The sequence below is a fragment of the Caulobacter mirabilis genome, from assembly GCF_002749615.1.
Classification (GTDB): Bacteria; Pseudomonadota; Alphaproteobacteria; order Caulobacterales; family Caulobacteraceae; genus Caulobacter; species Caulobacter mirabilis.
This window is the reverse complement of record NZ_CP024201.1, coordinates 903,445-929,349: the sequence shown is the minus strand read 5'-3', so window position 1 is coordinate 929,349 and position 25,905 is coordinate 903,445. Positions and strand designations below refer to the sequence as shown.

The 25,905-nt window shown below is 68.6% G+C and carries 30 protein-coding genes and 1 tRNA gene; 17 read left to right on the top strand and 14 right to left on the bottom strand.

The features are described 5' to 3' along the window. Positions 1-161: 161 nt before the first annotated feature. Together CSW64_RS04510 and CSW64_RS04505 are read left to right on the top strand one after the other, a co-directional pair. Positions 162-593, top strand: a complete 432-nt coding sequence (locus CSW64_RS04510) for a hypothetical protein (RefSeq protein WP_099624116.1) — start codon at positions 162-164, stop codon at positions 591-593. A gap of 128 nt (positions 594-721) precedes the next feature. After that, positions 722-1,039 (top strand): DNA-binding protein, encoded by a 318-nt coding sequence (locus CSW64_RS04505; RefSeq protein WP_099620978.1) that lies wholly within the window; start codon positions 722-724, stop codon positions 1,037-1,039. Here the strand turns inward: CSW64_RS04505 and CSW64_RS04500 are convergent. Then, positions 990-1,676 (bottom strand): hypothetical protein, encoded by a 687-nt coding sequence (locus tag CSW64_RS04500; protein ID WP_099620977.1) that lies wholly within the window; start codon positions 1,674-1,676, stop codon positions 990-992. The two genes, CSW64_RS04505 and CSW64_RS04500, sit on opposite strands and share 50 nt — an antisense overlap. 115 nt (positions 1,677-1,791) lie before the next feature. Here CSW64_RS04500 and CSW64_RS04495 point away from each other — a divergent pair, with 115 nt between their 5' ends. Beyond that, positions 1,792-2,805 carry an AraC family transcriptional regulator gene (locus CSW64_RS04495; RefSeq protein ID WP_099620976.1) on the top strand — a complete coding sequence of 338 codons (1,014 nt, stop codon included), beginning with the start codon at positions 1,792-1,794 and terminating at the stop codon, positions 2,803-2,805. Between the two features lie 3 nt (positions 2,806-2,808). Here CSW64_RS04495 and CSW64_RS22265 read toward each other — a convergent pair whose 3' ends face one another. Continuing rightward, the gene (locus CSW64_RS22265; protein ID WP_245863829.1) at positions 2,809-3,150 is read right to left on the bottom strand and encodes a hypothetical protein; all 342 of its coding nucleotides are present in this window, start codon (positions 3,148-3,150) and stop codon (positions 2,809-2,811) included. A 30-nt stretch (positions 3,151-3,180) separates the two neighbouring features. Beyond that, positions 3,181-3,834: a polyhydroxyalkanoate synthesis repressor PhaR gene (phaR, locus tag CSW64_RS04485; RefSeq protein ID WP_099624114.1), complete on the bottom strand. Its 654-nt coding sequence runs from the start codon at positions 3,832-3,834 to the stop codon at positions 3,181-3,183. Between the two features lie 216 nt (positions 3,835-4,050). Here phaR and CSW64_RS04480 point away from each other — a divergent pair, with 216 nt between their 5' ends. From CSW64_RS04480 to CSW64_RS04470, 3 genes are all read left to right on the top strand, one after another. Then, positions 4,051-5,226, top strand: a complete 1,176-nt coding sequence (locus tag CSW64_RS04480; RefSeq protein WP_099620975.1) for an acetyl-CoA C-acetyltransferase — start codon at positions 4,051-4,053, stop codon at positions 5,224-5,226. 59 nt (positions 5,227-5,285) lie between these two features. After that, the gene (gene phbB / locus CSW64_RS04475) at positions 5,286-6,011 is read left to right on the top strand and encodes an acetoacetyl-CoA reductase (RefSeq protein ID WP_099620974.1); all 726 of its coding nucleotides are present in this window, start codon (positions 5,286-5,288) and stop codon (positions 6,009-6,011) included. A gap of 76 nt (positions 6,012-6,087) precedes the next feature. Then, on the top strand, positions 6,088-6,861 hold the full coding sequence (locus CSW64_RS04470) for a DUF4908 domain-containing protein (protein ID WP_099620973.1): 774 nt from the start codon (positions 6,088-6,090) through the stop codon (positions 6,859-6,861). Here CSW64_RS04470 and CSW64_RS04465 read toward each other — a convergent pair. Both CSW64_RS04465 and gloB read right to left on the bottom strand, forming a co-directional pair. After that, positions 6,858-7,265, bottom strand: a complete 408-nt coding sequence (locus CSW64_RS04465; RefSeq protein WP_099620972.1) for a cupin domain-containing protein — start codon at positions 7,263-7,265, stop codon at positions 6,858-6,860. The genes CSW64_RS04470 and CSW64_RS04465 overlap by 4 nt on opposite strands. After that, positions 7,262-8,014 carry a hydroxyacylglutathione hydrolase gene (gene gloB / locus CSW64_RS04460; RefSeq protein ID WP_099620971.1) on the bottom strand — a complete coding sequence of 251 codons (753 nt, stop codon included), beginning with the start codon at positions 8,012-8,014 and terminating at the stop codon, positions 7,262-7,264. The genes CSW64_RS04465 and gloB overlap by 4 nt, the downstream gene beginning before the upstream one ends. A 153-nt stretch (positions 8,015-8,167) precedes the next feature. Between gloB and CSW64_RS04455 the strand changes: the two genes are divergently transcribed. The 3 genes from CSW64_RS04455 to CSW64_RS04445 all read left to right on the top strand — a co-directional run bounded on the left by CSW64_RS04455 (position 8,168) and on the right by CSW64_RS04445 (position 10,997). After that, positions 8,168-8,959, top strand: a complete 792-nt coding sequence (locus tag CSW64_RS04455) for a class I SAM-dependent methyltransferase (RefSeq protein ID WP_099620970.1) — start codon at positions 8,168-8,170, stop codon at positions 8,957-8,959. A 43-nt stretch (positions 8,960-9,002) separates the two neighbouring features. Continuing rightward, positions 9,003-9,347: a P-II family nitrogen regulator gene (locus CSW64_RS04450; RefSeq protein WP_099620969.1), complete on the top strand. Its 345-nt coding sequence runs from the start codon at positions 9,003-9,005 to the stop codon at positions 9,345-9,347. A gap of 75 nt (positions 9,348-9,422) precedes the next feature. Then, positions 9,423-10,997, top strand: coding sequence for a phospholipase D-like domain-containing protein (locus tag CSW64_RS04445; protein WP_150131328.1), 1,575 nt, complete (start codon positions 9,423-9,425; stop codon positions 10,995-10,997). Here the strand turns inward: CSW64_RS04445 and CSW64_RS04440 are convergent. From CSW64_RS04440 to metX, 3 genes are read right to left on the bottom strand one after another with little or no spacing between them, the layout of a single operon-like run. Continuing rightward, a complete protein-coding gene (locus CSW64_RS04440; protein WP_099620968.1) occupies positions 10,906-11,643 on the bottom strand; it encodes an endonuclease/exonuclease/phosphatase family protein in 738 nt (245 codons plus the stop codon). The genes CSW64_RS04445 and CSW64_RS04440 overlap by 92 nt on opposite strands. Then, positions 11,640-12,308: a methionine biosynthesis protein MetW gene (gene metW / locus CSW64_RS04435; protein ID WP_099620967.1), complete on the bottom strand. Its 669-nt coding sequence runs from the start codon at positions 12,306-12,308 to the stop codon at positions 11,640-11,642. The genes CSW64_RS04440 and metW overlap by 4 nt, the downstream gene beginning before the upstream one ends. Further along, positions 12,305-13,450: a homoserine O-acetyltransferase MetX gene (gene metX, locus CSW64_RS04430; protein ID WP_099620966.1), complete on the bottom strand. Its 1,146-nt coding sequence runs from the start codon at positions 13,448-13,450 to the stop codon at positions 12,305-12,307. The genes metW and metX overlap by 4 nt, the downstream gene beginning before the upstream one ends. An 87-nt stretch (positions 13,451-13,537) precedes the next feature. On the opposite strand from metX, the gene CSW64_RS04425 reads away from it, so the two are divergent. From CSW64_RS04425 to CSW64_RS04410, 4 genes are all read left to right on the top strand, one after another. Next, positions 13,538-14,047 (top strand): SixA phosphatase family protein, encoded by a 510-nt coding sequence (locus CSW64_RS04425; RefSeq protein ID WP_099620965.1) that lies wholly within the window; start codon positions 13,538-13,540, stop codon positions 14,045-14,047. Next, positions 14,044-14,388 carry a DUF952 domain-containing protein gene (locus CSW64_RS04420; protein WP_099620964.1) on the top strand — a complete coding sequence of 115 codons (345 nt, stop codon included), beginning with the start codon at positions 14,044-14,046 and terminating at the stop codon, positions 14,386-14,388. Before CSW64_RS04425 ends, CSW64_RS04420 begins: the two co-directional genes overlap by 4 nt. Continuing rightward, complete coding sequence (locus CSW64_RS04415; protein WP_099620963.1) at positions 14,385-15,434, top strand: quinone-dependent dihydroorotate dehydrogenase; 1,050 nt, start codon at positions 14,385-14,387, stop codon at positions 15,432-15,434. Before CSW64_RS04420 ends, CSW64_RS04415 begins: the two co-directional genes overlap by 4 nt. A 124-nt stretch (positions 15,435-15,558) precedes the next feature. Continuing rightward, positions 15,559-17,058 carry a sensor histidine kinase gene (locus tag CSW64_RS04410; RefSeq protein WP_425430363.1) on the top strand — a complete coding sequence of 500 codons (1,500 nt, stop codon included), beginning with the start codon at positions 15,559-15,561 and terminating at the stop codon, positions 17,056-17,058. Between the two features lie 78 nt (positions 17,059-17,136). On the opposite strand, the gene ggt is transcribed toward CSW64_RS04410, so the two are convergent. After that, positions 17,137-18,849 carry a gamma-glutamyltransferase gene (gene ggt, locus CSW64_RS04405; RefSeq protein ID WP_099620962.1) on the bottom strand — a complete coding sequence of 571 codons (1,713 nt, stop codon included), beginning with the start codon at positions 18,847-18,849 and terminating at the stop codon, positions 17,137-17,139. Positions 18,850-18,911: 62 nt separating this feature from the next. Between ggt and CSW64_RS04400 the strand changes: the two genes are divergently transcribed. Then, on the top strand, positions 18,912-19,973 hold the full coding sequence (locus tag CSW64_RS04400; RefSeq protein ID WP_245863828.1) for a P1 family peptidase: 1,062 nt from the start codon (positions 18,912-18,914) through the stop codon (positions 19,971-19,973). 129 nt (positions 19,974-20,102) lie between these two features. Next, positions 20,103-20,179: transfer RNA gene (locus CSW64_RS04395), tRNA-Arg, on the top strand. Here the strand turns inward: CSW64_RS04395 and CSW64_RS04390 are convergent. The 3 genes from CSW64_RS04390 to CSW64_RS04380 all read right to left on the bottom strand — a co-directional run bounded on the left by CSW64_RS04390 (position 20,135) and on the right by CSW64_RS04380 (position 22,606). Next, a complete protein-coding gene (locus CSW64_RS04390) occupies positions 20,135-21,802 on the bottom strand; it encodes a recombinase family protein (RefSeq protein ID WP_245863888.1) in 1,668 nt (555 codons plus the stop codon). The two genes, CSW64_RS04395 and CSW64_RS04390, sit on opposite strands and share 45 nt — an antisense overlap. Before the next feature lie 27 nt (positions 21,803-21,829). Next, a complete protein-coding gene (locus CSW64_RS04385) occupies positions 21,830-22,048 on the bottom strand; it encodes a hypothetical protein (RefSeq protein WP_099620961.1) in 219 nt (72 codons plus the stop codon). A gap of 93 nt (positions 22,049-22,141) precedes the next feature. Next, the gene (locus tag CSW64_RS04380) at positions 22,142-22,606 is read right to left on the bottom strand and encodes a hypothetical protein (RefSeq protein ID WP_150131327.1); all 465 of its coding nucleotides are present in this window, start codon (positions 22,604-22,606) and stop codon (positions 22,142-22,144) included. Positions 22,607-22,760: 154 nt separating this feature from the next. Between CSW64_RS04380 and CSW64_RS04375 the strand changes: the two genes are divergently transcribed. Further along, positions 22,761-23,003: a helix-turn-helix domain-containing protein gene (locus CSW64_RS04375; RefSeq protein WP_099620959.1), complete on the top strand. Its 243-nt coding sequence runs from the start codon at positions 22,761-22,763 to the stop codon at positions 23,001-23,003. Positions 23,004-23,597: 594 nt separating this feature from the next. After that, positions 23,598-24,113, top strand: coding sequence for a hypothetical protein (locus tag CSW64_RS04370; protein WP_150131326.1), 516 nt, complete (start codon positions 23,598-23,600; stop codon positions 24,111-24,113). A gap of 8 nt (positions 24,114-24,121) precedes the next feature. Here the strand turns inward: CSW64_RS04370 and CSW64_RS04365 are convergent, their stop codons facing one another. Both CSW64_RS04365 and CSW64_RS04360 read right to left on the bottom strand, forming a co-directional pair. Beyond that, the gene (locus CSW64_RS04365; protein WP_099620957.1) at positions 24,122-25,060 is read right to left on the bottom strand and encodes a hypothetical protein; all 939 of its coding nucleotides are present in this window, start codon (positions 25,058-25,060) and stop codon (positions 24,122-24,124) included. A 51-nt stretch (positions 25,061-25,111) separates the two neighbouring features. Beyond that, positions 25,112-25,885: a hypothetical protein gene (locus CSW64_RS04360; protein ID WP_099620956.1), complete on the bottom strand. Its 774-nt coding sequence runs from the start codon at positions 25,883-25,885 to the stop codon at positions 25,112-25,114. Between the last annotated feature and the right edge of the window lie 20 nt (positions 25,886-25,905).

Sequence of the window (25,905 nt, the reverse complement as noted above, 5' to 3'; positions counted from 1 at the left end):
GATGGAGGGGGAGGTCCCGGCGACGGGTCCTCCCCCTTTCGCGCCGGCGTCCGGCGGCGCCGAACGACGGCCTGGAATCACCACGTGCGCCGGCTTCACCGAGGCGCGGAAAGGCGTTAACCCTTGCGAACCGGGTTATCCGGAACTTGGGGGTCGCCGTCATGTTCGCTGCGTTTCCGCTGCTGGCGCTGCCGGTGCTGGTCTACAATCTCGTCGCGCTGACGCTCGCGGGCGGGTTCGCCTCGACCGAGGCGACCACGCGGTTCGGCGAGCCGCTGTTCACCATCGCCATGACCTCGGGCTCGCCCTGGCCGATCAGCCTGTCGGACCTGCTGCTCGCCCTGGCGCTGATCGTGCTGTTCATAGAGCTGCTGAAGTCGACCACCAGCCGGCGGATCGCGATCATCAACCACTCGCTGTCGATGATCCTGTTCATCGTCTGCCTGGTCGAGTTCCTGCTGGCGCCGGCCTTCGCCACCTCGACCTTCTTCCTGATGACGCTGATGGTCCTGCTCGATGTGCTCGCAGGCTTCATCGTCACCATCATCGCCGCCCGCCGCGACATCGACCTCGCGAGCAGCGCGGACGCCTGACCTAGGTCAGGACGGTGAAAAGCACCGTGACGAAGGCGATGTCGAGGATGCGGATGGCGATGGACACGGGCGGGGACTCCAGGATCGGATTCACCACCGGTTAAGCAAGACCCGGACCAGTTCCCCCCATGGCGCTTTTCTTCGACAAGGATTGGTTCGACTCGCGGCTGGCCGATCGCGGCCTGTCGCGCGCAGTGCTCGCCGCCGTCGCCGGCATCGGCGAGGACGATCTGGCCCTGGTCTGGAAGGATCAGCGCGAACTGTCGGCGGCCGAGGTCGCGGCCTTCGCCGAATTGCTGGGCGTCACCGGCGCCGAGGTGGCGCTGCACGCGGGGATATCCACCCCCACGCCGGGCGCCGACCCCTTGTCCCGCATCGCCGAACTGGAACGACGGGTCACGGCGCTGGAGACCGAGCTGGCGCGGCTGGCCCGAACGCGTTCGTGAACAGGACCCGCGCCAGCCAGAACAGCATCAGGCCCAGCACCGAGAACAGAGGGATGAACAGCAGGATCACCGGACGGACGTTCTGAACCGCCGCCGGGAAGATCTCGATCTGCCCTGGGAAGAAAGAGCCTACCGCGGCGGCGAACCCCAGGCTCATGCGCCAGAGGTGCCGGGCGATGCGCTGACGTCCGGCGACGCCCTGGCGCAGCACCACGCTGAGGTCCAGCAACGCCGCCAGGCTCATGATCGACGCGAACACCACATAGGGTACGCCGCCGAGCATCGCGCCGCCGCTGCGGACGGCGTCGACCGCGAAGTAGAAGGCGATCGCCGCGCCGCCGGCCGAGAACAGGAAGGCCCCGAGCTCGAAGAATCCGGCCCTTCCTTCCCGCTGTCGCACCGCCATCAGGCCGGTGAGCAGCAGATAGGCGGTGATCGTTCCCGCGACGGCGTTGTTGGCCTCTCCCTTCAGAACCGCCAGCCCCGCGCCGCTGGACGCCGTTCCCAGCATGACGAAGAAGAAGACCGCGCCGGCCCGCCGATGAAGCCATTGCCCCTTGGGCGCCAGGATCGCCGTCGCGCCCGAGACCAGCCCGGCGGCGCCCAAGACCGCGTGAAGAATCGACAGGGACGACAACGGCGGCTCCTCACTCGACGGCCCGGATCGGGGCGCCTAGAGTCCATCCGACAGGCGGCGCGGGCCATGATGCTGGACGCCAAAGACATGATCCCAGGCGACAGGAGCCGGCGGCATGGCTGAGCCGACCGTCTCCGCCGGGCTGGCGAAGGGCTTCCTCGACTTCGCCGTGACCAGAGGCGCCGAGGCGCGGGCGCTGGGCGAACGGTCGGGCGTGACCGCCGCGGACCTGTCCGATCACGACGGACGGCTGCCGATGGCGCGCTATGTCGCCCTGGTGCGCGCCGCGAAAGACCTGACCGGCGATCCGGCCCTGCCCCTGCGCTTCGCCGAGGCCGTCGACATGTCGGAGGTGTCGATCGTCGGCCTGCTGACCAACGCGTCCGAGACGATGATGGAGGCCTTCGCCCAGCTCAATCGCTATGGCCGGCTGGTCGCCGAGGTCGATCTCGGCGCCGAGTCCCGCTTCCGGCTCGACGTCCACGACGGCGGGTTCTGGATGATCGACACGCGCGACGAGCCGAACGCCTTCCCGGAGATGACGGAGACGACGTTCGCCCGGCTAACCTGTGGTCCGCGCCGCTTCCTGCCCCGGCCGCATGTGCTCGAGGTGCACGTCACCCATTCCGCCCCGGTTCATCGCACCGAGTACGACCGCATCTTCCAGTGCCCCGTCAGGTTCGACAGCGACTGGAACGCGATGCGGCTCGACCCGACCCTGACGACGCACCGGGTGCAGCTTCAGCCGCGCTACGTCTTCGGCGTCCTGAGCGCGCATGCCGACGCGCTGATGGCGAACCTGGAGGCTTCGAAGTCCGTGCGTGGGCGGGTCGAGAGCCTGCTGATGCCGATCTTGCACACCGGCCAGGCCAACATGGACCTGATCGCCCGCCGGATGGGCCTCAGCCGACAGACGCTGTATCGCAAGCTCAAGGCCGAGGACGCGACCTTCGAACGGGTGCTGGACGATCTGCGCCGGCGGCTGGCGCTGCACTACCTGGGCGGCAAGCGCGCCTCGGTGAACGAGACCGCCTATCTGGTCGGCTTTTCGGAGCCGGCGGCCTTCTCGCGAGCGTTCAAGCGCTGGACCGGCGACAGCCCGCGCGCGGCGCGCTTTCCCGAGACCTGAGCCTCAGATGTCGGTCTTCTTGAGCAGACCCTTGGGCGGGCGTCGGTCCGCCGGACCGGAGAACTCCGTCCCCAGATAGGTCGCCCGCGCGCTGTCGAGCACCGGCTTGCCGCCGCGCAGACCCCGCCGCTGGTTTTCCTGGCCATAGAGATGCGCGTCGAAGGCCGAATAGGCGTCGGCCCTCTTCGGTTCCGCGCGGGGCCTTTCCTCCGGCTCGGCCTCGATCGGGACCGGCAGGTTGGCCCCGCCGTTCTCGCCGGCCGTCGCCTCGTCGCGATCCTCCGCACGGCGGCGCGTCTGGCGCCGCTCGCCGTAGGGACGCAGAGGGTCGATCGGACGAGTCATGGTGGAAACGCTAGGCCCGGACTGGTTAATTCATCCCTTGGAAGCGAGCTTCTCAAGCTGGGCCTGCATAGCCGCCATCTGCTTCTTCAGCTCGTCCAGCGCCTCGACTTCCTTGCTCGGCGCGGCCGGTTCGGCCGGCTTCGCGGCGGGCGCGGGCTCGGCCGCGCCGCCCTGGCCGGCGTACGGGAAGGGCGAGAACATCTTCATGGCCCGGTCGAACAGCGCCATGTTCTGCCGGATCTGCTCCTCGTAGACGCCCAGGCCGGCGCCGGCGCCGGCGCCGGGGTTCATCGCCGCGAACTGGCTGCGGAACCGCTCCTGCTGCTTGGCGAAGTTCTCCAGGCTCATCTCCAGGTAGCTCGGCACGAAGGCCTGCATCTGGTCGCCATAGAAACGGATCAGCTGACGGAGGAACTGGATCGGCAGCAGGTTCTGGCCGCCGCCGCGATTCTCTTCCTCGAAGATGATCTGGGTCAGGACGGAACGGGTGATGTCCTCGCCCGTCTTGGCGTCGTAGACGACGAAGTCGACGCCCTCGCGAACCATGTCCGCCAGATGCTCCAGCGTGACGTAGGAGCTGGACGCGGTGTTGTAGAGTCGCCGGTTCGCGTACTTCTTGATGACGACGCGTTCGCCGTTTTTCTCTCCGGCAGCGTTTTCGCCGGCTTCGGGCTGATCGGCCATTTCCATTCCCTGAGCAACGCCTTGCAGCGCTTTTTCGCGCCGCACTATCGCGGATGCAAAGGCATGGCGCCAGTGGGGCCTTCCGTAACCATCATGTTGCAGTGCGAGAATCTCGGATGACGAACGCCGCCGGACTATGCATGGTGCCGGAACGTCACGAAATCGAGCGCCCGGACTGACACGGCTGCGCCCCCAGGGAACGACGGAGAACCACCCATGAGCGACATCGTCATCGTTTCGGCCGCCCGCACCCCCGTCGGCTCCTTCAACGGCGCGCTCGCCAGCGTGCCCGCCCATGACCTCGGCAAGATCGCCATCCAGGCGGCCGTCGAGCGCGCCGGCGTGGCGCCGGCCGACGTCGACGAGGTGATCATGGGGCAGGTCCTGCAGGCCGGGAGCGGCCAGGGCCCCGCCCGCCAGGCCGCCGTCAACGCGGGCATCCCGGTGGAAAGCCCGGCCTGGAGCCTCAACCAGCTCTGCGGTTCGGGCCTGCGCGCCGTCGCGCTCGCGGCGCAGCAGATCGCCGACGGATCGGCCAAGGTCGTCGTCGCCGGCGGCCAGGAGAGCATGAGCCAGTCGCCGCACGCCGCTCACCTGCGCGACGGCAAGAAGATGGGCGAGCTGGGCCTGGTCGACACCATGCTGAAGGACGGCCTGTGGGACGCCTTCCACGGCTATCACATGGGTCAGACCGCCGAGAACATCGCCAGCCGCTGGCAGATCACCCGCGCCGACCAGGACGCCTTCGCCGTGACCTCCCAGAACCGCGCCGAGGCCGCCCAGAAGGCCGGAAAGTTCAAGGACGAGATCGCGCCGGTCACCGTGAAGGGCCGCAAGGGCGACACGGTCGTGGACCAGGACGAGTACATCAAGAGCGGCGTCACCCTGGAGAGCATCTCGGGCCTGCGTCCCGCCTTCACCAAGGACGGCAGCGTCACCGCCGCCAACGCCTCGGGCATCAACGACGGCGCCGCCGCCCTGGTGCTGATGACCGCCGAGGAAGCGGCCAAGCGCGGCCTGAAGCCCCTGGCCCGAATCGCCTCCTGGGCCAACGCCGGCGTCGAGCCGGAGATCATGGGCACGGGCCCGATCCCGGCCATGAAGAAAGCCCTGGAACGCGCCGGCTGGTCGGTCGCCGACCTGGACCTGGTCGAGTCGAACGAAGCGTTCGCCGCCCAGTCGCTGTCGGTGGTTCGCGAACTGGGCCTCGACCCGGCGAAGACCAACGTCAACGGCGGCGCGATCGCCATCGGCCACCCGATCGGCGCCTCGGGCGCGCGGATCCTGACCACCCTGCTGCACGAGATGAAGCGGTCCGGCGCCAAGAAGGGCGCGGCGACTCTGTGCGTCGGCGGCGGCATGGGCGTTGCCATGTGCGTCGAAGCCGTGTGACCTGAGCATCTTCCGTTCTCGAGGGAGAAGGACGGGAGCCAAAGAGGGAAGCGGGACACATGACCAGGGTTGCATTCGTCACCGGCGGCACGCGGGGCATCGGCCGCGCCATCGTCGAGCGCCTGAAGGCCGACGGCCTCAAGGTGGCGGCCGGCTATTCCGGCAACGACGAGGCCGCCAACGCCACGGCCAGAGAGCTGGGCGTCATGGTGGTGAAGGGGAATGTCGGCTCGTTCGACGACTGCAAGCGCGCGGCCGAGGCTGTCGCCGGCGAGCTCGGCCCGATCGACGTGCTCGTCAACAACGCCGGCATCACGCGCGACGGCTTCTTCCACAAGATGTCGTACGAGCAGTGGTCCGAGGTGATCCGCGTCAACATGGACAGCGCGTTCAACATGACCCGTCAGGTCATCGACGGGATGCGTGAACGCAGCTGGGGCCGGATCGTCAACATCAGCTCGATCAACGGCCAGAAGGGTCAGGTCGGCCAGACCAACTACTCCGCGGCCAAGGCCGGGGTGATCGGCTTCACCAAGGCGCTGGCGCTCGAGAACGCCAAGAAGGGCATCACCGTCAACGTGATCTGCCCGGGCTACATCGACACCGACATGGTCGCCGCGGTGCCCGAGAACGTGCTCCAGGGCATCATCGCGGGCATCCCCGTCGGCCGCCTGGGCAAGGGCGAGGAGATCGCCGACATGGTCTCCTATCTGTCGGGCGAGCGGGCCGGATTTGTGACCGGCGCGACGTTCACACTCAACGGCGGGCAGTATCTGGCGTCGTAGAACGACCTTGGCCTTGCTTGATCACGGCCTGGAACCCGTCCAAGAATCGCCCCAGTCGCCGTGCATGGCTGGGGGAATGGCGAGGACGGGTTTCCGGGTTCCTGAAGCAGCTGCGGCGATCCTCGCCGCGGCGCTCGCGCTGCTCTCGTTGGCGGCGTCGCCGGCGCTTGCCCAGGGATCGCTGAAGGACTTCCTGTTCGGCGAGCGCGCCGATCAGACCCAGCGCCGCCCGGCCGCGCCGCCGGTGGCCCGCTACGTCTCCGAAACCGGCGAGGGCTTCATCCTCGACCGCAGCAGCGGCAAGCCCCTGCTGAAGTTCGAGAGCAGCTACGAGGTCTGGGCCCTGCAGCCCGAAGTCGGGCCGCGCGGGGACATCAACTACAAGAACGATCTGGGCCAGATCATCCTGCGGGCCACCAAGCTGGGCGGGTTCACCCTGTTCACCCGCAAGCGGCCCTCCGGCTCGTCGGCGGAGGTGATGGGCGCCGCCCCGGCCCTGCGCCTGAAACCCGTCAGCCCCCTGGCCCTCTATCAGTTGATGCGGCTGTCCAGCGCCCGGGCGAGCAAGGCCTCGGGCCGCGTGATCGCCTTCGAGGCCGACGCCACGCCGGCCTCCTCGCCGCTGATCGCCGACGCCTCGGTGATCGCGTCCGAGGCCATCGTCCGCCTGTCCTCCACCCCGAAGGGCCGCGTCCAGCTGGAGAAGATCGGCAAGGTCGTGATCGTCGAGGGCGCCCGGCCGTCGGTTGTCCTGAAGAACGGCGTCCTGCTGATCGTGGTGACGCCAGACGACGGCATGGCCGGCCGCCCGTCCTCCGACCGCATCATCCACGTGGCCGCCACCCGCTAGGGGGTCCATCCCTCCGGCGCCATCTCGAAGTTCGCGAACTCGAAGCCCGGCGCGACCGTGCAGCTGACCAGCGTCCAGTCGCCCAGAGACCGCGCCTTCTGCCAGGCGCCGGCCGGGACCAGGCCCTGCGGCCGCTCGCCGGCGGCGAGGTCCGGCCCCAGCCGGATCTCGTCCAGCTCCACGCTCAGCAGCAGCGGCGCGCCGGCGTGGAAGAACCAGACCTCGACCGAGCCGTGCACACGGTGCCAGCGGCTCTCCTGTCCGGCTTCGAGCAGGAAGTAGATCGCCGTCGACGCTGCCCGGCCGTCCGGCGACTGGGCCGCGTCGCGGAAGGTCTGGCGGTACCAGCCGCCCTCCGGATGCGGCTCCAGGCCCAGGATCGCGATGACCTCGGCCGCGGTCATCCCTTGAAGGCGTCCTTGGCCGCCCGCACGGCGCCGAAGGCCTCGGCCGGGTCGGCGATGTCCGGCCGCAGCAGCGGCGCGCGCAGGAAGGGGTTGGTGGCCTTCTCGAGGCCGATGCGGGTCGGCACGGTCCACTCGCCGCGCTCGCGGGCGGCGAAGACGGCGTCGGTCCGCGTCTTCAGCGCCGGATCGGCGTCGACCGACAGGGCGAAGCGCGCGTTGGAGGCGGTGTATTCGTGGGCGCAGTAGACGACGACGTCTTCGGGCAGCGCGGCCAGCTTCTGCAGGCTGACCCACATCTGCTGCGGCGTGCCCTCGAACAGCCGGCCGCAGCCGAGCGCGAACAGGGTGTCGCCGACGAAGGCGACATGGTCGACCGCATCGTAGTAGCTGATGTGGCCCAGCGTATGGCCGCCGGTGTCGATGACCTCAAAGGCGGTGTCGCCCAGGGTGACGACGTCGCCCTCGACCACGACGCGATCCGGCGCGGCGCCGATGCGCTCGACCTCCGCCGGGCCCACGACGGTGCAACCCGTCTCGGCCTTCAGCCGGGCGTTGCCGCCGGCGTGGTCCGGGTGCCAGTGGGTGTTCAGGACCAGATCCAGCGACCAGCCCAGCTTGTCGAGCTCCGCCAGGATGGCGTCGGCGTCGGGCGTGTCGATCGTCGCCACTCGTCCCGAGGCCTCGTCGCGCACAAGAAAGCCGTAGTTGTCGGACAGGCAGGGGAACTGGTGAATCTTGACGGGCATATCGACCTCATTGCGTCCTTCGACACGCCCCGCCTCGCGCGGCTGCTCAGGATGACTAAGTCTATGGCGATACGCCGACCTAAGTCATCCTGAGCGGGCCTGAAAGGCCGTGTCGAAGGACGCAACGAGCCAGAGCGGGTGTAAGGAGACTGTATGCGTCGCGACGTCCTGGAGCTCCGCACCTTCTACGCCTCCCCCCGCGGCCGGGCCGCCCGGGAGATGGTCGCGCGCAAGCTGTCGGAAGCCTGGGGCGATCCGCGCGGGCTGGAGTTCCTCGGCCTCGGCTACGCCACCCCCTACCTGGAATCGGTCCGCGAGCGAGCCCGGCGGGCCGTGGCGGTGATGCCCGCCTCCCAGGGGGTCGAGGTCTGGCCGGTCGGCGGCCGGAACCTGGCGGTGATCGCCGACGAGACCAGCCTGCCGTTGCCCAACGCCGTGTTCGACCGCGTCGTCTGCGTCCACGCGCTGGAAGAGGCCGACGACGCGGTGGCGCTGATGCGCGAGGTCTGCCGCGTGACGGCGCCGTCCGGCCGGGTGATCGTCGCCGTCGCCGCCCGCAACGGCCTATGGTCCAACGCCGAGGGCACGCCCTTCGGCCATGGCCGCCCCTGGAGCCGCCGCCAGCTCGAGAACGTGCTCCGCGAAGCGGATCTCGAACCGTCGGGCTGGACCCGCGCCCTCTATGCGCCGCCATTCACCTGGACCGCGCGCTGGGCCGAGGGGTTCGAGCAGGCCGGCGCCTGGCTGTGGCCGCCCTTCGCGGGCCTGATCCTGATGGAGGCGGTGAAGCAGACCTACGCCGTCAAGCCGCGCGCCGTTCGGGCGCGGGCGCGGGTCTTCGCTCCCGTCGGCGGCCTGGCGCCCGCCCCGCCGGCGCCGGCGGGCCGGGCCTCCGAGACCGGAAATCACCGCGCCCCCTTGGCCCGGAAGAGGGTTTCACCATAATGTTGCACCGCACCACGATTGCTCCGTGGTGGGAGTCGCGCCCATGAAGATGATCGTCGCCGTGATCAAGCCCAGCCGCCTCGACGCGGTGCTTGAGGGCGTCACCGAAGCCGGAGCCTCCGGCCTGACGGTGACCGAGGTCCGCGGCTATGGCCGACAGAAGGGTAAGACCGAGGTCTATCGCGGCGCCGAGTACGAGATAAAGCTGCTGCCCAAGGTGAAGCTGGAGATCGCCGTCCCCGACGACGTGCTGCAGCCGGTCATCGACGCCATTGTCCGCACCGCCAACAGCGGCAAGATCGGCGACGGCAAGATCTTCGTCCTCGACCTGGAGCAGACCCTGCGCATCCGCACCGGCGAGACCGGCGCCGCCGCCATCGCCGGCTGAGCCGTCGCCGTTCCGAGGTGGCCGAACGCCTCCATCGCTCGTACGTTCAGGCCAGGAACGACGGATAGGGGCTGCATGCAGGGACGGATCCTTCGCGAAGGCGTGACGGCCTGGCGAACCAGCCGGGCGGACGCCTTGTCGTTCCTGGTGGACGGCGCCGACTACTTCGGCGCGGTGAAGGCCGCCATCCTGAACGCGCGCCGTTCGGTCTGGCTGCTGGCCTGGACCTTCGACGCCCTGACCCGGATGCAGCCGGACCGCATTCAGCGCAGCGGCGACCCCCGCACGGCGGATCGGCTGGGACTGCTGCTGCGCCGGATCGCGGCCCTGAACCCCGCGTTGGACGTGCGGGTGCTGTGCTGGAACATGCCGCTGCCGATCTCCGCTTCCCAGGGGTTCGCCGTACAGCGCGCCGCGGCCTTCTTCATGGGATCGCAGGTCAAGTACCGCCTCGACTCCAGCCTGCCGATGAGCGCCTGCCATCACCAGAAGGTGCTGGTCATCGACGGCCGGCTGGCCTTCGTCAGCGGCGGCGACCTGAGCACCGACCGCTGGGACACTTGCGAGCATGACGACGCCGACCCGCGTCGCATGCTGCCGAACCTGAACCGCTATCCGGCCCGCCACGACGTGGCGACCATGATGGAAGGCCCCATCGCCCGCGACTGCGCGCAGCTGTTCGTCGACCGCTGGGAGCGGTCGGGCGGCGGTCGCCTGGACCTGCTTGAACCCGACTATTCCGAGGACTCGCCCTGGCCGCGCGGGGTTCTGCCCGACATGCTCGGCCAGACGGTGGGCTTGGCGCTCACCCAGCCGAAATGGAAGGACGCTCCGGGCGCCGAGGAGGGACTTCGCCTGCATCTGGCGGCCATCCTGGCGGCCCGCAGGCTGATCTACATCGAGAACCAGTACCTGGCCGCCCCGACGATCGTGGAAGCCCTATGCCGGCGGCTCGTCGAGCCGGACGGACCGGAGATCATCGCCATCGGTCCGGACCGCAGCCCCAGCTTCTTCGACCAGATGACCATGGACAGCGCCCGGTCGGCGGCGATCGACAAGCTGGAGAAGGCGGATCTCTACAGCCGGTTCCGCGCCTACAGCGCCCGCACGCGCGCCGACAAGCCGATCATCGTCCATTCTAAGGTGACCATCGTCGACGACGTCTTCCTGCGCATCGGATCGGCCAATCTGAACAATCGCTCGGGCGGGCTGGACACCGAGTGCGACATGGCCGTCGAGGCCGAACCCGGCGACGCCGGCGCCGACACGCGGGAGACGATCGCGACCTTCCGCAATCTGCTGATCGGCCACTATGTCGACCGCAACCTGCTCGAGGTGGAGGCGGCCCTGGCCCAATCCGACTCCGTGGCCGACGCCATCGCCCTGCTCGACCACACGCCGCCGCGGCTGCGGCCGGTCGACTACCGCAAGCTGGGGCCGATCGAGCGGTTCGTCAGCGGCTGGGGCCTGGGCGACCCGACCGCGCCCAGCGACGCCTGGCGGCCCTGGGTCCGCAAGAACCGCCTGCGGGACCAGCTTCGCCTGATCGACGAGACGGCTAAGCTCCTGGGAGCTCCAGCTCCATCACCAGGGGCAGATGGTCCGACGCCGTCCGCGCGCGGGGGTCGAAAGGCGACTCAACGGACGTGACCTTCAGGTCCCCGGCCAGGAAGACGTGGTCGATCCGCATGAACGGAAAGCCAGACGGGAAGGTCGCCGTTGGCGGCCGAACGTAGCCGACCTGCCCATCCCGCAGGACACTGCTCAGCATGCGATAGGTGCGCGACAGCGGCGTGGCGTTGAAGTCGCCGAGCAGCACCGCCGGCCCCTTGAACGCTTCCGCGCCCATCCATTCAGAGCCGATCAGGGCGGCGGCCTGCAGCTGCTGCTCCTTGGGCACCAGGCCCAGGTGCGTGTTGATGACCTGCAGCTCGGCGCCGCCGACATCGACCGCGACCCACAGCGCGCCCCGCGGCTCGAGACCCCGTATACGCGGCAGGCCCGGCAGCGCGCCGACCTTCACCAACCGCTCCGGCAGGGCCGTCAGGATGGCGTCGCCGTAGCGTTCCTCCTCGACCTTCATCGCCGGATGGAAGTGCGAGCGCATGCGCAGAAGCTCGGCGAGACGGTGGGCCTGGTCCACGCCGCGCGTGCGGGCGCGACCGACGTCCAGCTCCTGCAGGGCGACGACGTCGACCTCGCAGGCGGCGATCACCTCGGCCACCCGCTCCACGTCGAGTTTTCGGTCCACGCCCACGCAGCGGTGGACGTTGTAGGTCATGAGACGGATCTTCATCCGCCGAAGAGATCGTCCTGGATCGGATCTGGTTCCACGCCGTCGCCGCCGTCGCGGCGGCTGAGCAGGAACAGCGCCGCTTCCGCGCGCCAGTTCTCGATCATCCGGGACGGGTCCATCGGCCGGGCCGGCTGGCCCTGCGCCAGGGCGGCGCTGGCCTCGATCCGCAGCCCCAGGTCCGCCACCAGGGCGTTGAAGTCCGCCAGCGTGCACAGGTGGATGTTGGGGGTCGACCACCAGGGCTCGGGCAGCGACCGCGTCTCCGGCATCCGCCCGCGGCTCAGGAGCGACCAGCGCACCCGCCAATGGCCGAAGTTCGGGAAGCTGACCACGGCGCGGTCGGCGATCCGCATGAGCTCGCTCAGCACCTCGCGCGGGTTGCGGGTGGCCTGCAACGTCTGGGACAGGATGGCGTAGTCGAAGGCGCCGGTCGGAAACTGGTCGAGGTCGCGATCCGCGTCCCCCTGCATGACCGACAGACCACGCGCCAGGCAGGCGGAGACCCCCTGGGGACTGATCTCGACGCCGCGGCCGTCGACCTGTTTCTCCTGGGTCAGCAGCTCCAGCAGCTCGCCGCCGCCGCAGCCGACGTCCAGCACCCGTGAGCCGGGGCGCACCAGCCGCAGGATCTCCCGGAAGTCCTCGCGCACCGTCTCGCCGTTCACTTGAGCCCCCTCGCCCGCTCGACCCCGTCCAGGAACCCGGCCAGGGCGGCCTCCATCACCGGCTCGTCGAGCAGGAAGGCGTCGTGGCCCTTGTCGCTCTCGATCTCGACGAAGCTGGCCCGGGCGCCGGCGGCGTTCAGCGCCCGCACGATGTGGCGGCTCTCGCTGGTCGGGTACAGCCAGTCGGAGGTGAAGGACATCACGCAGAACCGCACGTCCCGCGCCTTCCTGAACGCCTCGGCCAGCACCCCGCCGTGCTCGGCGGCCAAGTCGAAATAGTCCATCGCCCGGGTGATGTAGAGGTAGCTGTTGGCGTCGAAGCGGTCGACGAAGCTGGCGCCCTGGTAGCGCAGGTAGCTCTCGACCTGGAAATCCGCGTCGAAGCCCCAGCTCAGGCCGTCGCGCTGCAGCTCGCGGCCGAACTTCCGCTGCAGGGCGGCCTCGGACAGGTAGGTGATGTGCGCGGCCATCCGGGCCACGGCGAGGCCCTTCTCGGGGCGCGCGCCGTGCAGGGCGTAGTCGCCGCCGCGCCAGTCGGGATCGCCCATGACCGCCTGCCGGCCGACCTCGTGGAAGGCGATGTTCTGGGCGGAATGCCGCGCCGCCGAGGCGACGACCACGGCGCTGAACAGCCGCTCGGGATAGCTCGCGGCCCATTGCAGCACCTGCATGCCGCCCATCGAACCGCCGACGACGGCCAACAGGGTGTCGACGCCCAGCGCGTCGACCAGCATCGCCTGGGCGCGGACCATGTCGCGGATCGTGATGACCGGAAACGCCAGCCCCCAGGCCTTGCCGGTCGCCGGGTTGATCGAGGCCGGCCCCGTGCTGCCCATGCAGCCGCCGACGACATTGGCGCAGACGATGAAGTGCTTGGCCGGGTCGATCGGCTTGCCGGGGCCGATCATGCGCGTCCACCAGCCGGGCTTGCCGGTCGTCGGATGTTCGCCCGCGACGTACTGATCCAACGTCAGGGCGTGGCAGACCAAGACGGCGTTGGTCTTGTCGGCGTTCAGCGTTCCATAGCTGCGCCAGGCGAGCTCCAGCCCCTCGATTCGAGCGCCGGAGTCGAGCACCAGCGGCTGACTGGCCGGGAAGGTCCAGGTTCCGCCGTCCTGTGCGATGGTTTCAGGCGCCGCCATTAGGGTCATGAGGCCTTAGGACCGCTCCGGACGGCGCCTGTCAACCGCCGCTTCCGGGGAACGCCCGCGCCGTCTAATAGGGACGCGATGAAACGACTGATCCTGATGCGGCACGGCAAGACCGAGCGCAGCCACCCCGGCGGCGACGTCGAACGTCGCCTGACCGACCGCGGCCGCAACGATGCGGGCCTGATGGGCCGCCTGCTGGCGGACGAGGCGCTGGCGCCGGATCTGGCGCTGGTCTCCGCCGCGACCCGCACCCAGCAGACCTGGGACGAACTCGCGCCGGCCTTTCCCAAGGCGGAAAGCCGCGTGCTGAAGGCGCTCTACCATGCGGCGGCGGATCAGATCCTGTTCGAGGTCGAGGCCGTCGCGGACGAGGCCGACACCATCATGATCGTCGGCCACAATCCGGGCCTGCACGAGCTGACGCTGGTCCTGCTGCGCCAGGGCGGCGCCGGCTCGGCGCTGATGGCCCGGGCGGAGAGCCGGTTCCCGACAGCGACCGTCGCCGCCTTCACCTTCGACGAGGCCGGGCGGCCGGTCTACGACGGGCTGTTCTACGCGGCCGACCATGGCGGAGGCGGCGGCGAATGACCCGCGTCTACAAGCTGCTCGGCCACACCGAGTGGGAAGCGGCCCTGGCCAAGGGCGTCTTCGAAGGCTCCGCGGTCGATCTGGCCGACGGCTTCATCCACTTCTCCACCGCCGCGCAGGCGCAGGAAACCGGCCGCCGCTACTTCGCCGGCCAGACCGACCTGCTGATCGTAGGCTTCGACGCCGACGCGCTGGGCGAGGCCCTGAAGTGGGAGGCGTCGCGCGGCGGCGACCTGTTCCCGCACCTCTACGCCCCGTTGCCGACGCACCTCGCCGTCGAGGCCCGGCCCGTGGCGCTGGACGCCGACGGCGTTCCGATCCTGGGAGGTCTCCCCGCGTGAGCCTGCACGACCTGGGCGCCCGCGCCCTTCGCCTCCTCGACGCCGAGACCGCTCACCGCGCCGCCATCGCCGGCCTGAAGGCCGGGCTGGGTCCCGTCGATCACGGTCCCGAGGATCCATTGCTGCAGACGACCGTCGCCGGTCTGGACCTGCCCTCGCCGATCGGTCTCGCCGCCGGCTTCGACAAGAACGCCGAGGCGCCGGACGCCATGCTGCGCGCCGGCTTCGGCTTCGTGGAATGCGGCACCGTCACGCCCCTGCCCCAGGTCGGCAACCCGAAACCGCGCCTCTTCCGGCTGGACGAGGACCGGGCGGTGATCAACCGCATGGGCTTCAACAACGAGGGCCTCGACGCCTTCGCCGATCGCCTTGCCCAACGCCGACGCCGCGGCGTGGTCGGGGCCAACATCGGGGCCAACAAGGACGCGACCGACCGGATCGGCGATTATGTGGCCGGACTGAACCGCCTCTGGGGCTCGGCCGACTATTTCACGGTCAACATCTCCTCGCCCAACACGCCGGGCCTGCGCGCGCTGCAGACCAAGGCCGCGCTGGAAGAGCTTCTGGGACGCCTGGCCGAAGCCCGCGCCGCCCTGCCGAATCCGGCGGCGGCGCCGGTGCTCCTGAAGGTCGCCCCCGACCTCGAGGACGGCGAGGTCGAGACCATCGTCGAGACGGTCGCCGCCCATGGCCTGCAGGGGATCATCGTCTCCAACACCACCATCTCGCGGCCCGACGCCCTGCGCTCTGCCAACAGGAGCGAGGCCGGCGGTCTGTCGGGTCCGCCGCTGATGGCCCTGTCGACCGAGATGCTGCGGCGTTTCCACGCGGCCAACGACAAAGGCCTGGCCCTGATCGGCGCGGGCGGAATCCGCACCGGCGCCGACGCCCTGGCCAAGATCAAGGCCGGCGCCCAGGCGGTGCAGTTCTACTCGGCCATGGTCTACGAAGGGCCGAGCATGGCCGTGCGGGTCAAGCGGGAGCTGGCGGCGCGGCTGCGGGCCGAGGGCTTCGCCGGCGTCGCCGAGGCCGTGGGCGTCGGGTGAAAGGGGGGCGTCACTCCCCGTTTTCGGCATGATCCGGATGTTTCCGGCGTCGAACGCCCTTGCCCTTTTCGCTCCGCGGACAAACCTTGATCACGTTGCCGATCAGGCTTTCGTGAAGTAACGCATGGGCATGGCCGACGTCCCGCCGCCATCGACGGAGACGACCGCACCGGCGGGCCGGCCCTCGCGGCGTTGGCTCTGGCCGGGCGGCCTGTCCGCGCGCCTGCTGATCCTGACCATCCTGTTCGTGCTCGGCGCGGGCCTGTTCGTCGTGCCGCCGACCCTGGCGGCCTTCGAGGAGCAGTGGCTGCTCGACCGCATCCGCGCCGCTGAACTGGCCTCGACCATCGCCGAGGCCGATCCTGCCCGGAAGGTCACCGCCCCGGTCCGCCAGCAGCTGCTGGCCAACGCCGGCGTGGTGTCGGTGGCGGTGCAGACCGACGGCATGCGCCGCCTGATCCTGGCCGCGCCGCGCGACCTGCGCTCGCCCTATCTCGTCGACCTGCGCGACCAGAAGCCGGTCAGCTGGCTGACCGCGCCGTTCCAGACCCTGTTCGGCGGCGACGACCGCATGGTCCGGGTCATCGCCGAGCCGCGGTTCCGCTCGGGCGAGTTCATCGACATCGTCATGCCCGAGCAGCCGCTCAAGGACGCGCTGTGGGGCTATCTGGTCCGGCTGCTGGCCATCACCCTGTTCGTCTCGATCCTGGCCGGCCTGGCGGTCTATCTGACGCTCAACGCCTTCCTCGTCCTGCCGATGCAGCGCATCACCCTGGCCATGGAGCGGTTCCGAGCCGACCCGGAGGATCCGGCGGCGCGGGTGAGCCCCTCCGGCCGCCGTGACGAGATCGGCCGCGCCGAGTCCGAGCTGGCCCGCATGCAGGCCGACCTGCTGGCCGCCCTCAACTCCCGCGCCCGGCTGGCGGCGCTCGGCGAGGCGGTGGCCAAGATCAACCACGACCTGCGCAACATGCTGACCAGCGCCCAGATCGCCTCCGACCGCCTGGCGGCCATCGGCGATCCCAAGGTGGCCCAGGCCATGCCGCGCCTGGAACGGGCGCTGGACCGCGCCGTCACCCTGGCCACCGACGTGCTGGCCTACGGCAAGACCGCCGAGGCCGCGCCTCAGGCCCAGGCGCTGCCGCTGCTGGCGGCGCTGGAGGCCGCGGCCGAGGACGCCGGCCTCAGCGACAACGGCGTGCGGCTGATCGCGCGCCTCGAGAAGACCGCCCAGGTCAACGCCGACCCGGACCAACTGCACCGCATCCTGGTCAACCTGCTGCGCAACGCCCGCGAGGCGATGGAGGGGCAGGACGGCCGCGCGGGCCAGGTCCAGGCCTCGCTCACCGCCGAGGGCGCCCTGAGCGTCCTTAGGCTGGCCGACAACGGCCCCGGCGTGCCGGAACGGGCCCTGGCCCATCTGTTCCAGCCGTTCAGCGGCTCGGCCCGGCGCGGCGGCACGGGCCTGGGCCTGGCCATCTCGCGCGAACTGGCCCAGGCCCATGGCGGCGACCTGGCCCTGGTGAAGACCGGACCGGAAGGTTCGGTGTTCGAACTGAGCCTGCCTGGCGTCCCGGAAGCGCCCAAGCCGAAGCGGACGCGGAAGAAGGCGACCGAGGCGTAAGCCGCCCCTCCATCCCTCATCCGCCATTCCCCCATCCGTCCTCCTCGCGCTCGTCGCGAGGATACGGGAGAGAGAGGACTACTCGCTCCGCGCCTGCCCCTCCCGACGGCTGTCGGCCGCGCCTTCCAGCACGCCCCCCGGCCGCACCACGAAGCCGTGCAGGCCGCTGTTCTCGCCAGCGGTGCTGTTGAAGGTCAGGCCCAGCCCCTTCAGCCCCTCGACCACGCCCGGCGGGTAGCGGTCCGGCTCGCTGGAGAACCAGCCGCCCTTGGCCACCAGGTTGGGCAGGTCGAACGCGGCCTGGACGGGCATCTCCCAGTCGAAGATTCCGACCATGGCCTTGAGATTGTAGGACAGGATGGCGTTGCCTCCCGGCGACCCCAGGGCCGCCACCAGCCGCCCCTCGCGGTCCAGCACGATCACCGGGGCCATCGACGAGCGCGGCCGCTTGCCCGGCGCCACGGCGTTGGCGGCCGGCGCGCCGTCCGGATCGTTGGGACTGAAGCTGAAGTCGGTCAGCTGGTTGTTCAGGAAGAAGCCGCCGACCATCCGGCCGGTGCCGAACACGTTCTCGACCGTGGTGGTCATCGACACGGCGTTGCCCCAGCGGTCGACGATGGTGAAGTGGCTGGTGCCGGCCGGCTCCAGGGTGCGGTCCTTGCGGCGCGCCGGCGCGCCGGGAGGCGTTCCGGCTTCCGGCTCGGGCCCGACGCGGTCGCCGATCAGCTTCGCGCGTCCAGCGACATAGGCCGGGTCCAGCAGGCCCTTCACCGGCACGTCGACGAACTTCGGATCCCCGACATAGCGGTCGCGGTCGGCGTAGAGCAGCCGCTCGGCCTCGGCCAGCTTGACCCAGGCGACGGGGTCGGTCGCGGCGCGGTCGGCGATGTCGGTGCGCTCCAGCAGCATCAGCCCCTGCAGCAGGGCCACGCCGCTGGAGGGCGGCGGCGGGACGCAGACCTGATAGACCCGGAACGGCCGGCAAAGGGCGTCATGCTTCAGCGGGCGATAGGCGGCGATGTCCTTGGTCGTCAGACTGCCCGGCAGCGGCGCCTGTCGCACGCGGTCGGCGATGGCCTCGGCCAGGGGTCCTTCATACAGCGCCTGCGCGCCGTCGCGGGCCAGGATGCGGACGGTCTCGGCGTAAGCCTTGTTCACCAGCCGGTCGCCGGCGACCAGCTTGGTCCCGTCGGGCCTGGAGAAATAGCGGGCGGCGTCCGGCACGCCGTTCTGCACCACCCGCGGAGACTGGATGTAGGCGGCCAGGCGCGGACTGACCGCGAAGCCGTCGTCGGCCAGCCGCTCGGCGTCGCTGAACAGCGTCGACCAGGGCCGCCGGCCATGCTCCTTCTGGGCCAGCGCCAGCATGGCCACCGCGCCCGGCACGCCGGTGGCCCGACCGCTCAGGACCGCCTCGCGGAAGGGCAGCGGCTTGCCGTCCTGGCCCAGGAACATGTCCGGCGAAGCCCCGGACGGCGCGGTCTCGCGGCCGTCGTAGGCGGTCACCTTCCGGCTGGCGGCGTCGTAGTAGACCATGAAGGCCCCGCCCCCGACGCCGGAGCTCTGCGGCTCGACCAGACTGAGCACGGCCTGGACCGCCACCGCGGCGTCCGCGGCCGTGCCGCCCTCCTTCAGCACCCGCAGACCCGCATCGACCGCGTGGGGATTGGCGGCGGCGACCATGATCGGATGGGCCGCCTCGGCCGTCGCCTGGCGCGGCGCGGAGGGTGCGGACGGAACCTGGGCGCAGCCGGCCAGAAACAGGGCGAGGAACAGACCGGTCAGACGCATGGGGGCTCCGCGATGGCTGTCGTTAGAATAGGGCGCGTCCCCGGCAGGGAAAGGCCCCCTGCATGGACAAGTTCTGGGACGCGTGTCAGGTCGTCTGCATGAGCAAGGCTCGTCCCGGTTCCCGCAACCTCATCACCGACGTCCCCGGCCTCAGGGTCGGGCAGGCCCATGACGCGGCGGTCCGCACGGGCGTGACCGTGCTGCTGCCGGACGATCGCGCGGTCTGCGCCGTCGATGTCCTGGGCGGCGGCCCCGGCACGCGCGAGACCGACGCGCTGAATCCCGAGAACCTGGTCGACGCCGTGGACGCGGTGGTTCTGTCCGGCGGCTCGTCCTACGGCCTGGCGGCCGGCGACGGCGCGGCGGCCTGGCTGGGCGCCCGGGGGCGCGGCTTCGGCCTGGCGCGCGGGCCGGGCGTTCCCAAGTCGCCCGTGGTGCCGGCGGCCATCCTCTACGACCTCGCCAACGGCGGGGCGAAGGACTGGGGTCTCGAGCCGCCCTATCGCCGCCTGGCGATCGAGGCGGCCGAGACCGCCGGCCTGGACATCGCCCTCGGCACGGCCGGCGCGGGCTACGGCGCCCAGGCGGGCGGGCTGAAGGGCGGGCTGGGCTCGACCTCGATCGTCACCGCCGACGGCTACACCGTGGGCGCGATCGCGGCGGTGAACAGTTTCGGCGCGGTGGTCGGCGGCGACGGACGCAGCTTCTACGCCGCGCCCTGGGAGATCGACGGCGAGTTCGGCGGCCTGGGCTCGGCGGACCTCGCCATCGGCCCCGACGACTGGGGCCTGTCGAAGATCAATCCCGCCGCCCGCGAGAACACCACCATCGCCTGCGTCGCCACCGACGCGGTCCTGACGCCCGCCCAGGCCCGACGCGTCACGATGATGGCCCAGGCCGGCATGGCCCGCGCCGTCCGTCCCGTCTTCGCCCCCACCGACGGCGACGTCGTCTTCGCGCTGTCCACGGGACTGCGGCCCCTGGGCGACCTGCCCGAGCTGACCGTCGCCCGACTGGGCGCCCTGGCGGCGGACTGTCTGGCGCGCGCCATCGCGCGTGGGGTCTACGAGGCGACCGCCCTGCCCGGCGGCGTCCCCGCCTGGCGCGATCACGCTCGGCGCTAGGCCTTTTCCGTCATCCACAGGAGAAATTCGTCGCAGGACGAAAAAAGCGTTCGAGACGGGTTGTCTTTCCCAAAAGGCCCGACTAGGTTCCGCGCCCTCGCCGGAGCCCAAATCGGCCCCGTAGAGTGCGCGCCCGTAGCTCAGCTGGATAGAGCATCAGACTACGAATCTGAGGGTCGGACGTTCGAATCGTTCCGGGCGCGCCACTTCGGTTTGAAACTGCGAACTCGCAGGATCGCCGATTCTTCTCCTCCCGACGCGGCGAGCGTGCGGAGGAGTTCCGTTCTAGACCCCATGATCTTGATCTCGGTCGTCGAGAGCACTTCGACGCGCTGAGCCACCGCGCGCAGGTGTTCGCGGCGGTATGAGCCGTCCGGCGCCCGCATCCGCTCCCGAGCCGCCTGGGCGAACATTTCGAGGCGTTCGGGGGTCAGGGTCGGCCCGAGCTTCTCAATGGCCGCCTCGGCCCTCTCTGCGTCCGCACGGGCCTCGTCGCGGATCGCGGCTAGCTCGGCCATCCGATCCTTGAGCCCTTCCTCCCCGGCAGCGGCGAGACCGTCCTCGATCGCCGAGTAGAGTCGCGTGAGCTTGGCGGCCGCCTCGGCGGAGCGCTGGCGAAGCTCGGTCACATGGGCGCGTCGGCGGTCGATCCATTCGCTCCGCCGGTCGAGCACATTGCCGAGCAGGACCTCCAACCGCTGAGGCTCCAGCAGCCGCCGCTCCAGATGGTCGGCGACGGCGTCGTCGAGTTTGCTCTCGGGCACGGTGATACCGGTGCAGCCTTCCTTGCCGATCCGCGCTTTGGTCGAGCAGGTGTAGTAGCGATAGCGCCCGTTCTTGCCGGTGCGCAGGGTCATGGCCCCGCCGCAGAGACCACAGAAGCAGATGCCGCCCAGCAGCGTTCCCGGGGCGACGAACCGAGGGTGCATGAACTGGGCGCTGCGCAGCCGCAGCGAGTCCTGAACCGCCTGAAACTCCGCCTCGCTGACAATGGCCGGGACCGCGCAGATGGCGTGTTCGGATTCAGGTCTACGCGTCTTGGTCTTGTGGTTGCGGGCGTTGAAGTGGTGCTCACCCTTGTAGGTCGGGCGGTTGAGAATCTGATGGATGGCGTCGAGCCCGAACCGACCGCCATCGCGGGTGCGGATGTTCTGGTCATTGAGGTGATTGCAGATGGCCTTGAAGCCCATCGGCCCAGTCCCATCCAAGCCGAACAGCGCCAGGCGGTAGATCTTCCTGATCTTCTCGGCCTGGATCGGGTCGATCTCCAGCTTCTTCTTGAGCTTGGCTCCCCGCTGTTCAGCGACCACGACGCGATAGCCCAGCGGCGGCCGTGAGCCGTTCCAGAAGCCCTGGCGGGCGTTCTCCTTCATGGCCCGCAGGGTGTGCTTGGCGTTCTCCCGCGATTGGTACTCGTCGAAGAGCGTCATGATCCGCCGCATCATGGTGCTCATCGGATCATCGCCCAGTTCCTGGGTGATCGAGACCAGCCGCACGCCGTTCTTGGCCAGCTTGCGGACGTAGAACTCGAACTGGAACTGATCGCGGAAGAACCGCGAGAACGAGTGCACGACGATCACGTCGAAGGCCGCCGGCTTTGTCATGGCCGCGTCGATCATCGCCTGGAAGGATGGCCGTCGATCATCGGTGGCGGTGTTGCCGGGCTCGACATAGGTCTCGCCAACGCCCCAGCCCTTGCCGGCGCAGTAGGCCTCAAGCTGGCGGCGCTGATCGGGGATCGAGAGATCGCTCTCGGCCTGACGGCCGGTGGAGACGCGCAGGTAGAGCGCCGCCCTCGACGGCGCCGAGGACGTGGTGGGGGCGATCATCCTGCCCATGGCGGTATCTCCTGAGTGTCAGGGAATGGGGCCGAACAGCTCGTCCAGCATATCGGCGAAGAAGGCCTCGATGACCCGCGCCTCATGGTCGGTGATCGGGACTGAACGAGGCCAGTCGTCGGAGACGCTGATCGGATCGTCGGCGGGCTTGGCCGGTCGCGGCGCGTCCGGCTGGTCTTGCTGATAGTCGAAGAGGTCAATCGGCGGCTCAGCCTGCCGATGGGGATGACGCGCCATGCCGCCAGCTTGGGCAAGGAGGCCCTAGCGGCAAGCGCTTCTGTCAGCGGTCGTGGACCGGCGTGGAGAGACAGGGACGCTGCGGCAGGCCTGCTAGCGGCGCTCGACGCCTGTGACATAGGGCGCTCCGCAGTTGGGGCAGTTCTGGGCGGCCAACACGCGCACGGCGTCGGCCACGAGCTGATGGGTGGGGCCTCCCTCATGCAGCAGCACACGGGCGGCGACGGCGAGCTTGCTGGCGACGCCGTGAAGGTCTTGCGCCCCAAGCTTGGCTAAGGCCTCCAGCCGCACTTCGCGCTCGTCCGAGAGCCGATCCAGGCGCTCCTCGATCTCGAACATCTCGGCGGCTTGCGGGAGGCGATGTCGCTCAAGGGTGGAGAGCTTGAACCAGCGACATTCGTCGACCAGCCAACTCTCCAACGCCGCCCACCGAAGGCTCAGCCGGTCGCTCTCGAAGTCGATGGCCAGCCATTCAGCGCAGTGAGCGACGAGCGGGTCGGCCGGGGCGGCAGGAACCAGGCCAAGGGCCGGAACGGCCGAGGCAACGCCAAGCACCACCCGGCGAGACATTCCAGGCGGGCGCGCAGAGTCGCCCATCTTTCGATGCGAGCCCATAGCGTAAGTTCCAGATCAGTGATTATCATTTCCGTATCACGGCGGCCCCACAAGATCAACATAAAAAGATGCAATATAATCATAAAATGATGATCTCATGCTGACGGCGGCTCAGATCAAAGCGGCACGCGCGTTGGTCGATTGGAACCAGCCACAGCTAGCGGAAGCCTCGGGGCTTTCGATGCCCACCATTCGACGCATGGAAGGACCGCTCGGCCCCGGCCGCAGCACGGCAGCCAATGTCGAAGCCGTACAGCGCGCATTGGAAGCAGCCGGCGTAGTCTTCTTGGATGCTGGGGAAGCGAAGATGGGTGGCCCGGGTGTTCGCCTGAAATCGTAGGAGCCTGGACCCCATTGGGTCAGGGCTCGCCCTGAAGCGCTTGCCAAGCCTCTGCCGGGCGGGGCGCTGAGGGTCAAGGGCGGCTTCGCCGTCGCTCCGCGACGCGCGCCAAAGGCGCGCGCCCTTGACGCTCATCGGCCCGTCCGGCCCTTCGTTCCACCAAGCGCTCCAGGGCGGAATCTCTCCGCGCCGAGGGGGCTCAGCGGCACCGTTGGCGGGTCTGCTCGGTGCGGGGTTTGAGGGCGTTAGCGGGCTCACGGAACATCATCAGACGACGGCGAGATAAAAGGCCCGGGACCTCCGGTCCCTATGCCGTTGATGGTGTTGAAGAATTCTAGGGACCTCGCATACGGCTGTGGTCCCGGCTTCTGAGAATTATCGAATTTATTGAAGGCAATAGCCGGGACCACCTGGACGATCCGCTCGACTGGGTTCTGTCAGCGACGGTACGATAGTCGCCGCGACTAGAAGCTCGATGCTCTAGGCTGTTACCGTCTGCGTATGACGCCAGCCATTGTTAGCATCATCATCGCAAGCCTATCGCTGGGCATCTCCGCGACCACAGCCTGGCTCACCCTCTTCAGGCGGGGCCGCTTGGCGATGACCAAGCCGCACGTCGTGTTCTTCGGCTTTGATGATGTACCCAAGGTCACCGCTAAGATTTTCCTACGCGGCCTTCTCTACAGCACAGCTGCAAGGGGACAGGTCATCGAAGGGATGTTCGCCAAACTCACCCGCACTGGTTCAGAGCAGACATTCGGGTTCTGGGGATATGGCGAAACCACCCGTTTGAACGTTGGCAGCGGCCTGTTCGTCGGTCAGACCGGCGTTGCTGTGAACCACCATTTCGTCCTGTCGGTCCATGAAGCGGAGTATCGCTTCATGGCCGGAGCTTACACGGTTGAGGTGTTCGCTAGGTTGGCGGGCGTTCGCGCACCACGCCGCCTCCAGACGGTCGAAATCGTGGTTACGGATAGTCACGCCAAAGCACTTCGCCGACATGAAGGCGTTCTCTTCGAACTGAATCCCGACGGTGCCGGCTACTCCGGTCACGCCCGGCCACGTCCGGCCCTTAACGGTGGAGAGACCTTTCAGTTCGATGTGGACTGAGGTCGAACCTACCGTACCTCGACGTTGAAGCCCGGACTTAGAGACCGGAAGGTACTCAGCGCGGCGCCTCTGGCGGCGTCCAATGCATGGGCGGTCTCTGGCCTAACCAAGAAGGTTGGGCAGTTCGGGTCGCCACATCCGCAATGCTGGATGCTGCCGTCAGCAAGGCCGTGCTTGAACAGCCGGCGCACCTCATCGAGTTCGCGGACAACTCGTCCGATCCCGGCCCGATTTGCTTCCGACTTCAGGTGATGGCGCGAAGGGATGCGGCGAATTTCAGCGCCCTCTCGCGTCTGCCAAAGACCGGTATTGAGCGCCCTTATCGTGTCGTCGATCGCCCGCTGGAACGCCGGAAGATAGCTTTCATGCAAGAACGGCGTTTGCAGAGCGGGTCGATCCAAGACTGCTGCCATCAGTCCCAGCGCTTCCTCATCGGTAAGATCGGGAAAGTCATCCACAAAACGCCGTAGCTCGTCGGCGGCATCGGGGAAGACAATACCTTCAACAAACCGCTTCAATAGGAATTCCGCCCGCAGCCGCAGCTGCTCCTCAAACTCAGCGCCGGACCAGATTTCAACGTGCGGGATGCCTAGGTCCTTGCCCGCCGCTCTGATCTGATCACGCATGTTGGCGGATACCGCCGAGCGACACACGAACTTGAAGGCGACAGGAGCGCCCGTCGGTGCGGTAAGGGCCAACGCCATGTCGCGCTCGGCCTTTGACAGGCTAAGGCTGACTCGATTGGCGCATTGAATGACGGTTATCTGGTTGGGGCGATCGTCGAAGATCTCGGTGCCGATGATGTCGCGCCCCAGGTCGCTGCCTGTCTGGCCGTACCATGCGAGATCGCCCCAGCCAGCTCTCAAGTGGAATGCAAAGACGAGGCGTTCGAACTCAACGCCGCTGAAATCTTCAAAATGAACCGGGCGGACCGTGATGTTGACCATGGCGCATTCCCATCAGGGCTTAGCGATAGAGGGCTAAGGCCCTTAGGAACGTCAACTGCGAGAGACCTGAAGTGCCTGGAGGTCTCTGGCTATGTGCTCTGCTATCTCGATCACAGTCGCGAAATCACAGACCATCTGGGCGTGAAACCGTACCGGTCGAGCACCCTCGCCATACGAGTGCATCATGACGGGCTCAAAGGTGCCTAGCTGGCTCTGAGCGTTCTGGACTTGGTTCCAGCGGTCCCAGTTCCAACCCTCCTTGATCATCTCCGCTTCTAGCCGCCTAAACTCCGCAGTGTCAGCTTCGTTGAACACCTTGGGCGGCATATAGAGCGGGATGCGGTGAGCTAGCGCATGCCTGTATTCTTCAAGGTACCCGAACCACTCGTTGGTGCTTTCGAGGTACTCTTGCGTCTCTCTTGAGACGCTGCCGCGGAGTATCGCGTGGTCCGGCGTCAACCCTATTTGACCACGCCGCAGCGGGCGTCCGCGGGAATCCAGCACGCTAGCCTCCCGCGCCCAAACCCAAGCCAAGTTGTCGATGGCTCCGAATGTGTTGATGACGAAGGCCTGCAAGAACGCCGTAGCATCGTGAAGATCGCGCCGTGACGGAGAAGCCGCGTTTGGTGGCAGGATCTCGAAAATTCGGTCCAGGCCATGTTGTAGGTCGGCAACCCTGCGTTTCACCCCATGCCGCAGCATCTCTCGTGCAACATCGTCGACGAAGGGGTGGTCGAACAGCGCTCGGGTCATGGCTCGCTCGCGTTCGCTCCACTCATCAAGCATGACCTCCATCTGACCAATCTGTTCATCGCTGTACGGCATTTGAGGGGCTTTCGGGGCTG

Bases quoted from the DNA above. Each gene is read 5' to 3' on its own strand.
- CSW64_RS04440 (WP_099620968.1), bottom strand. From the start codon at position 11,643: ATGAAGATCCGTCTCATGACCTACAACGTCCACCGCTGCGTGGGCGTG.
- CSW64_RS04400 (WP_245863828.1), top strand. From the start codon at position 18,912: ATGGACAAGTTCTGGGACGCGTGTCAGGTCGTCTGCATGAGCAAGGCT.
- CSW64_RS04390 (WP_245863888.1), bottom strand. From the start codon at position 21,802: ATGATCGCCCCCACCACGTCCTCGGCGCCGTCGAGGGCGGCGCTCTAC.
- CSW64_RS04445 (WP_150131328.1), top strand. From the start codon at position 9,423: ATGCAGGGACGGATCCTTCGCGAAGGCGTGACGGCCTGGCGAACCAGC.
- CSW64_RS04470 (WP_099620973.1), top strand. From the start codon at position 6,088: ATGGCGAGGACGGGTTTCCGGGTTCCTGAAGCAGCTGCGGCGATCCTC.
- CSW64_RS22265 (WP_245863829.1), bottom strand. From the start codon at position 3,150: ATGACTCGTCCGATCGACCCTCTGCGTCCCTACGGCGAGCGGCGCCAG.
- CSW64_RS04510 (WP_099624116.1), top strand. From the start codon at position 162: ATGTTCGCTGCGTTTCCGCTGCTGGCGCTGCCGGTGCTGGTCTACAAT.
- CSW64_RS04465 (WP_099620972.1), bottom strand. From the start codon at position 7,265: ATGACCGCGGCCGAGGTCATCGCGATCCTGGGCCTGGAGCCGCATCCG.
- gloB (WP_099620971.1), bottom strand. From the start codon at position 8,014: ATGCCCGTCAAGATTCACCAGTTCCCCTGCCTGTCCGACAACTACGGC.
- CSW64_RS04495 (WP_099620976.1), top strand. From the start codon at position 1,792: ATGGCTGAGCCGACCGTCTCCGCCGGGCTGGCGAAGGGCTTCCTCGAC.
- CSW64_RS04420 (WP_099620964.1), top strand. From the start codon at position 14,044: ATGACCCGCGTCTACAAGCTGCTCGGCCACACCGAGTGGGAAGCGGCC.
- CSW64_RS04360 (WP_099620956.1), bottom strand. From the start codon at position 25,885: ATGCCGTACAGCGATGAACAGATTGGTCAGATGGAGGTCATGCTTGAT.
- CSW64_RS04385 (WP_099620961.1), bottom strand. From the start codon at position 22,048: ATGGCGCGTCATCCCCATCGGCAGGCTGAGCCGCCGATTGACCTCTTC.
- phaR (WP_099624114.1), bottom strand. From the start codon at position 3,834: ATGGCCGATCAGCCCGAAGCCGGCGAAAACGCTGCCGGAGAGAAAAAC.
- CSW64_RS04410 (WP_425430363.1), top strand. From the start codon at position 15,559: ATGGGCATGGCCGACGTCCCGCCGCCATCGACGGAGACGACCGCACCG.
- CSW64_RS04455 (WP_099620970.1), top strand. From the start codon at position 8,168: ATGCGTCGCGACGTCCTGGAGCTCCGCACCTTCTACGCCTCCCCCCGC.
- phbB (WP_099620974.1), top strand. From the start codon at position 5,286: ATGACCAGGGTTGCATTCGTCACCGGCGGCACGCGGGGCATCGGCCGC.
- CSW64_RS04375 (WP_099620959.1), top strand. From the start codon at position 22,761: ATGCTGACGGCGGCTCAGATCAAAGCGGCACGCGCGTTGGTCGATTGG.
- CSW64_RS04425 (WP_099620965.1), top strand. From the start codon at position 13,538: ATGAAACGACTGATCCTGATGCGGCACGGCAAGACCGAGCGCAGCCAC.
- CSW64_RS04365 (WP_099620957.1), bottom strand. From the start codon at position 25,060: ATGGTCAACATCACGGTCCGCCCGGTTCATTTTGAAGATTTCAGCGGC.
- metX (WP_099620966.1), bottom strand. From the start codon at position 13,450: ATGGCGGCGCCTGAAACCATCGCACAGGACGGCGGAACCTGGACCTTC.
- ggt (WP_099620962.1), bottom strand. From the start codon at position 18,849: ATGCGTCTGACCGGTCTGTTCCTCGCCCTGTTTCTGGCCGGCTGCGCC.
- CSW64_RS04480 (WP_099620975.1), top strand. From the start codon at position 4,051: ATGAGCGACATCGTCATCGTTTCGGCCGCCCGCACCCCCGTCGGCTCC.
- CSW64_RS04450 (WP_099620969.1), top strand. From the start codon at position 9,003: ATGAAGATGATCGTCGCCGTGATCAAGCCCAGCCGCCTCGACGCGGTG.
- CSW64_RS04505 (WP_099620978.1), top strand. From the start codon at position 722: ATGGCGCTTTTCTTCGACAAGGATTGGTTCGACTCGCGGCTGGCCGAT.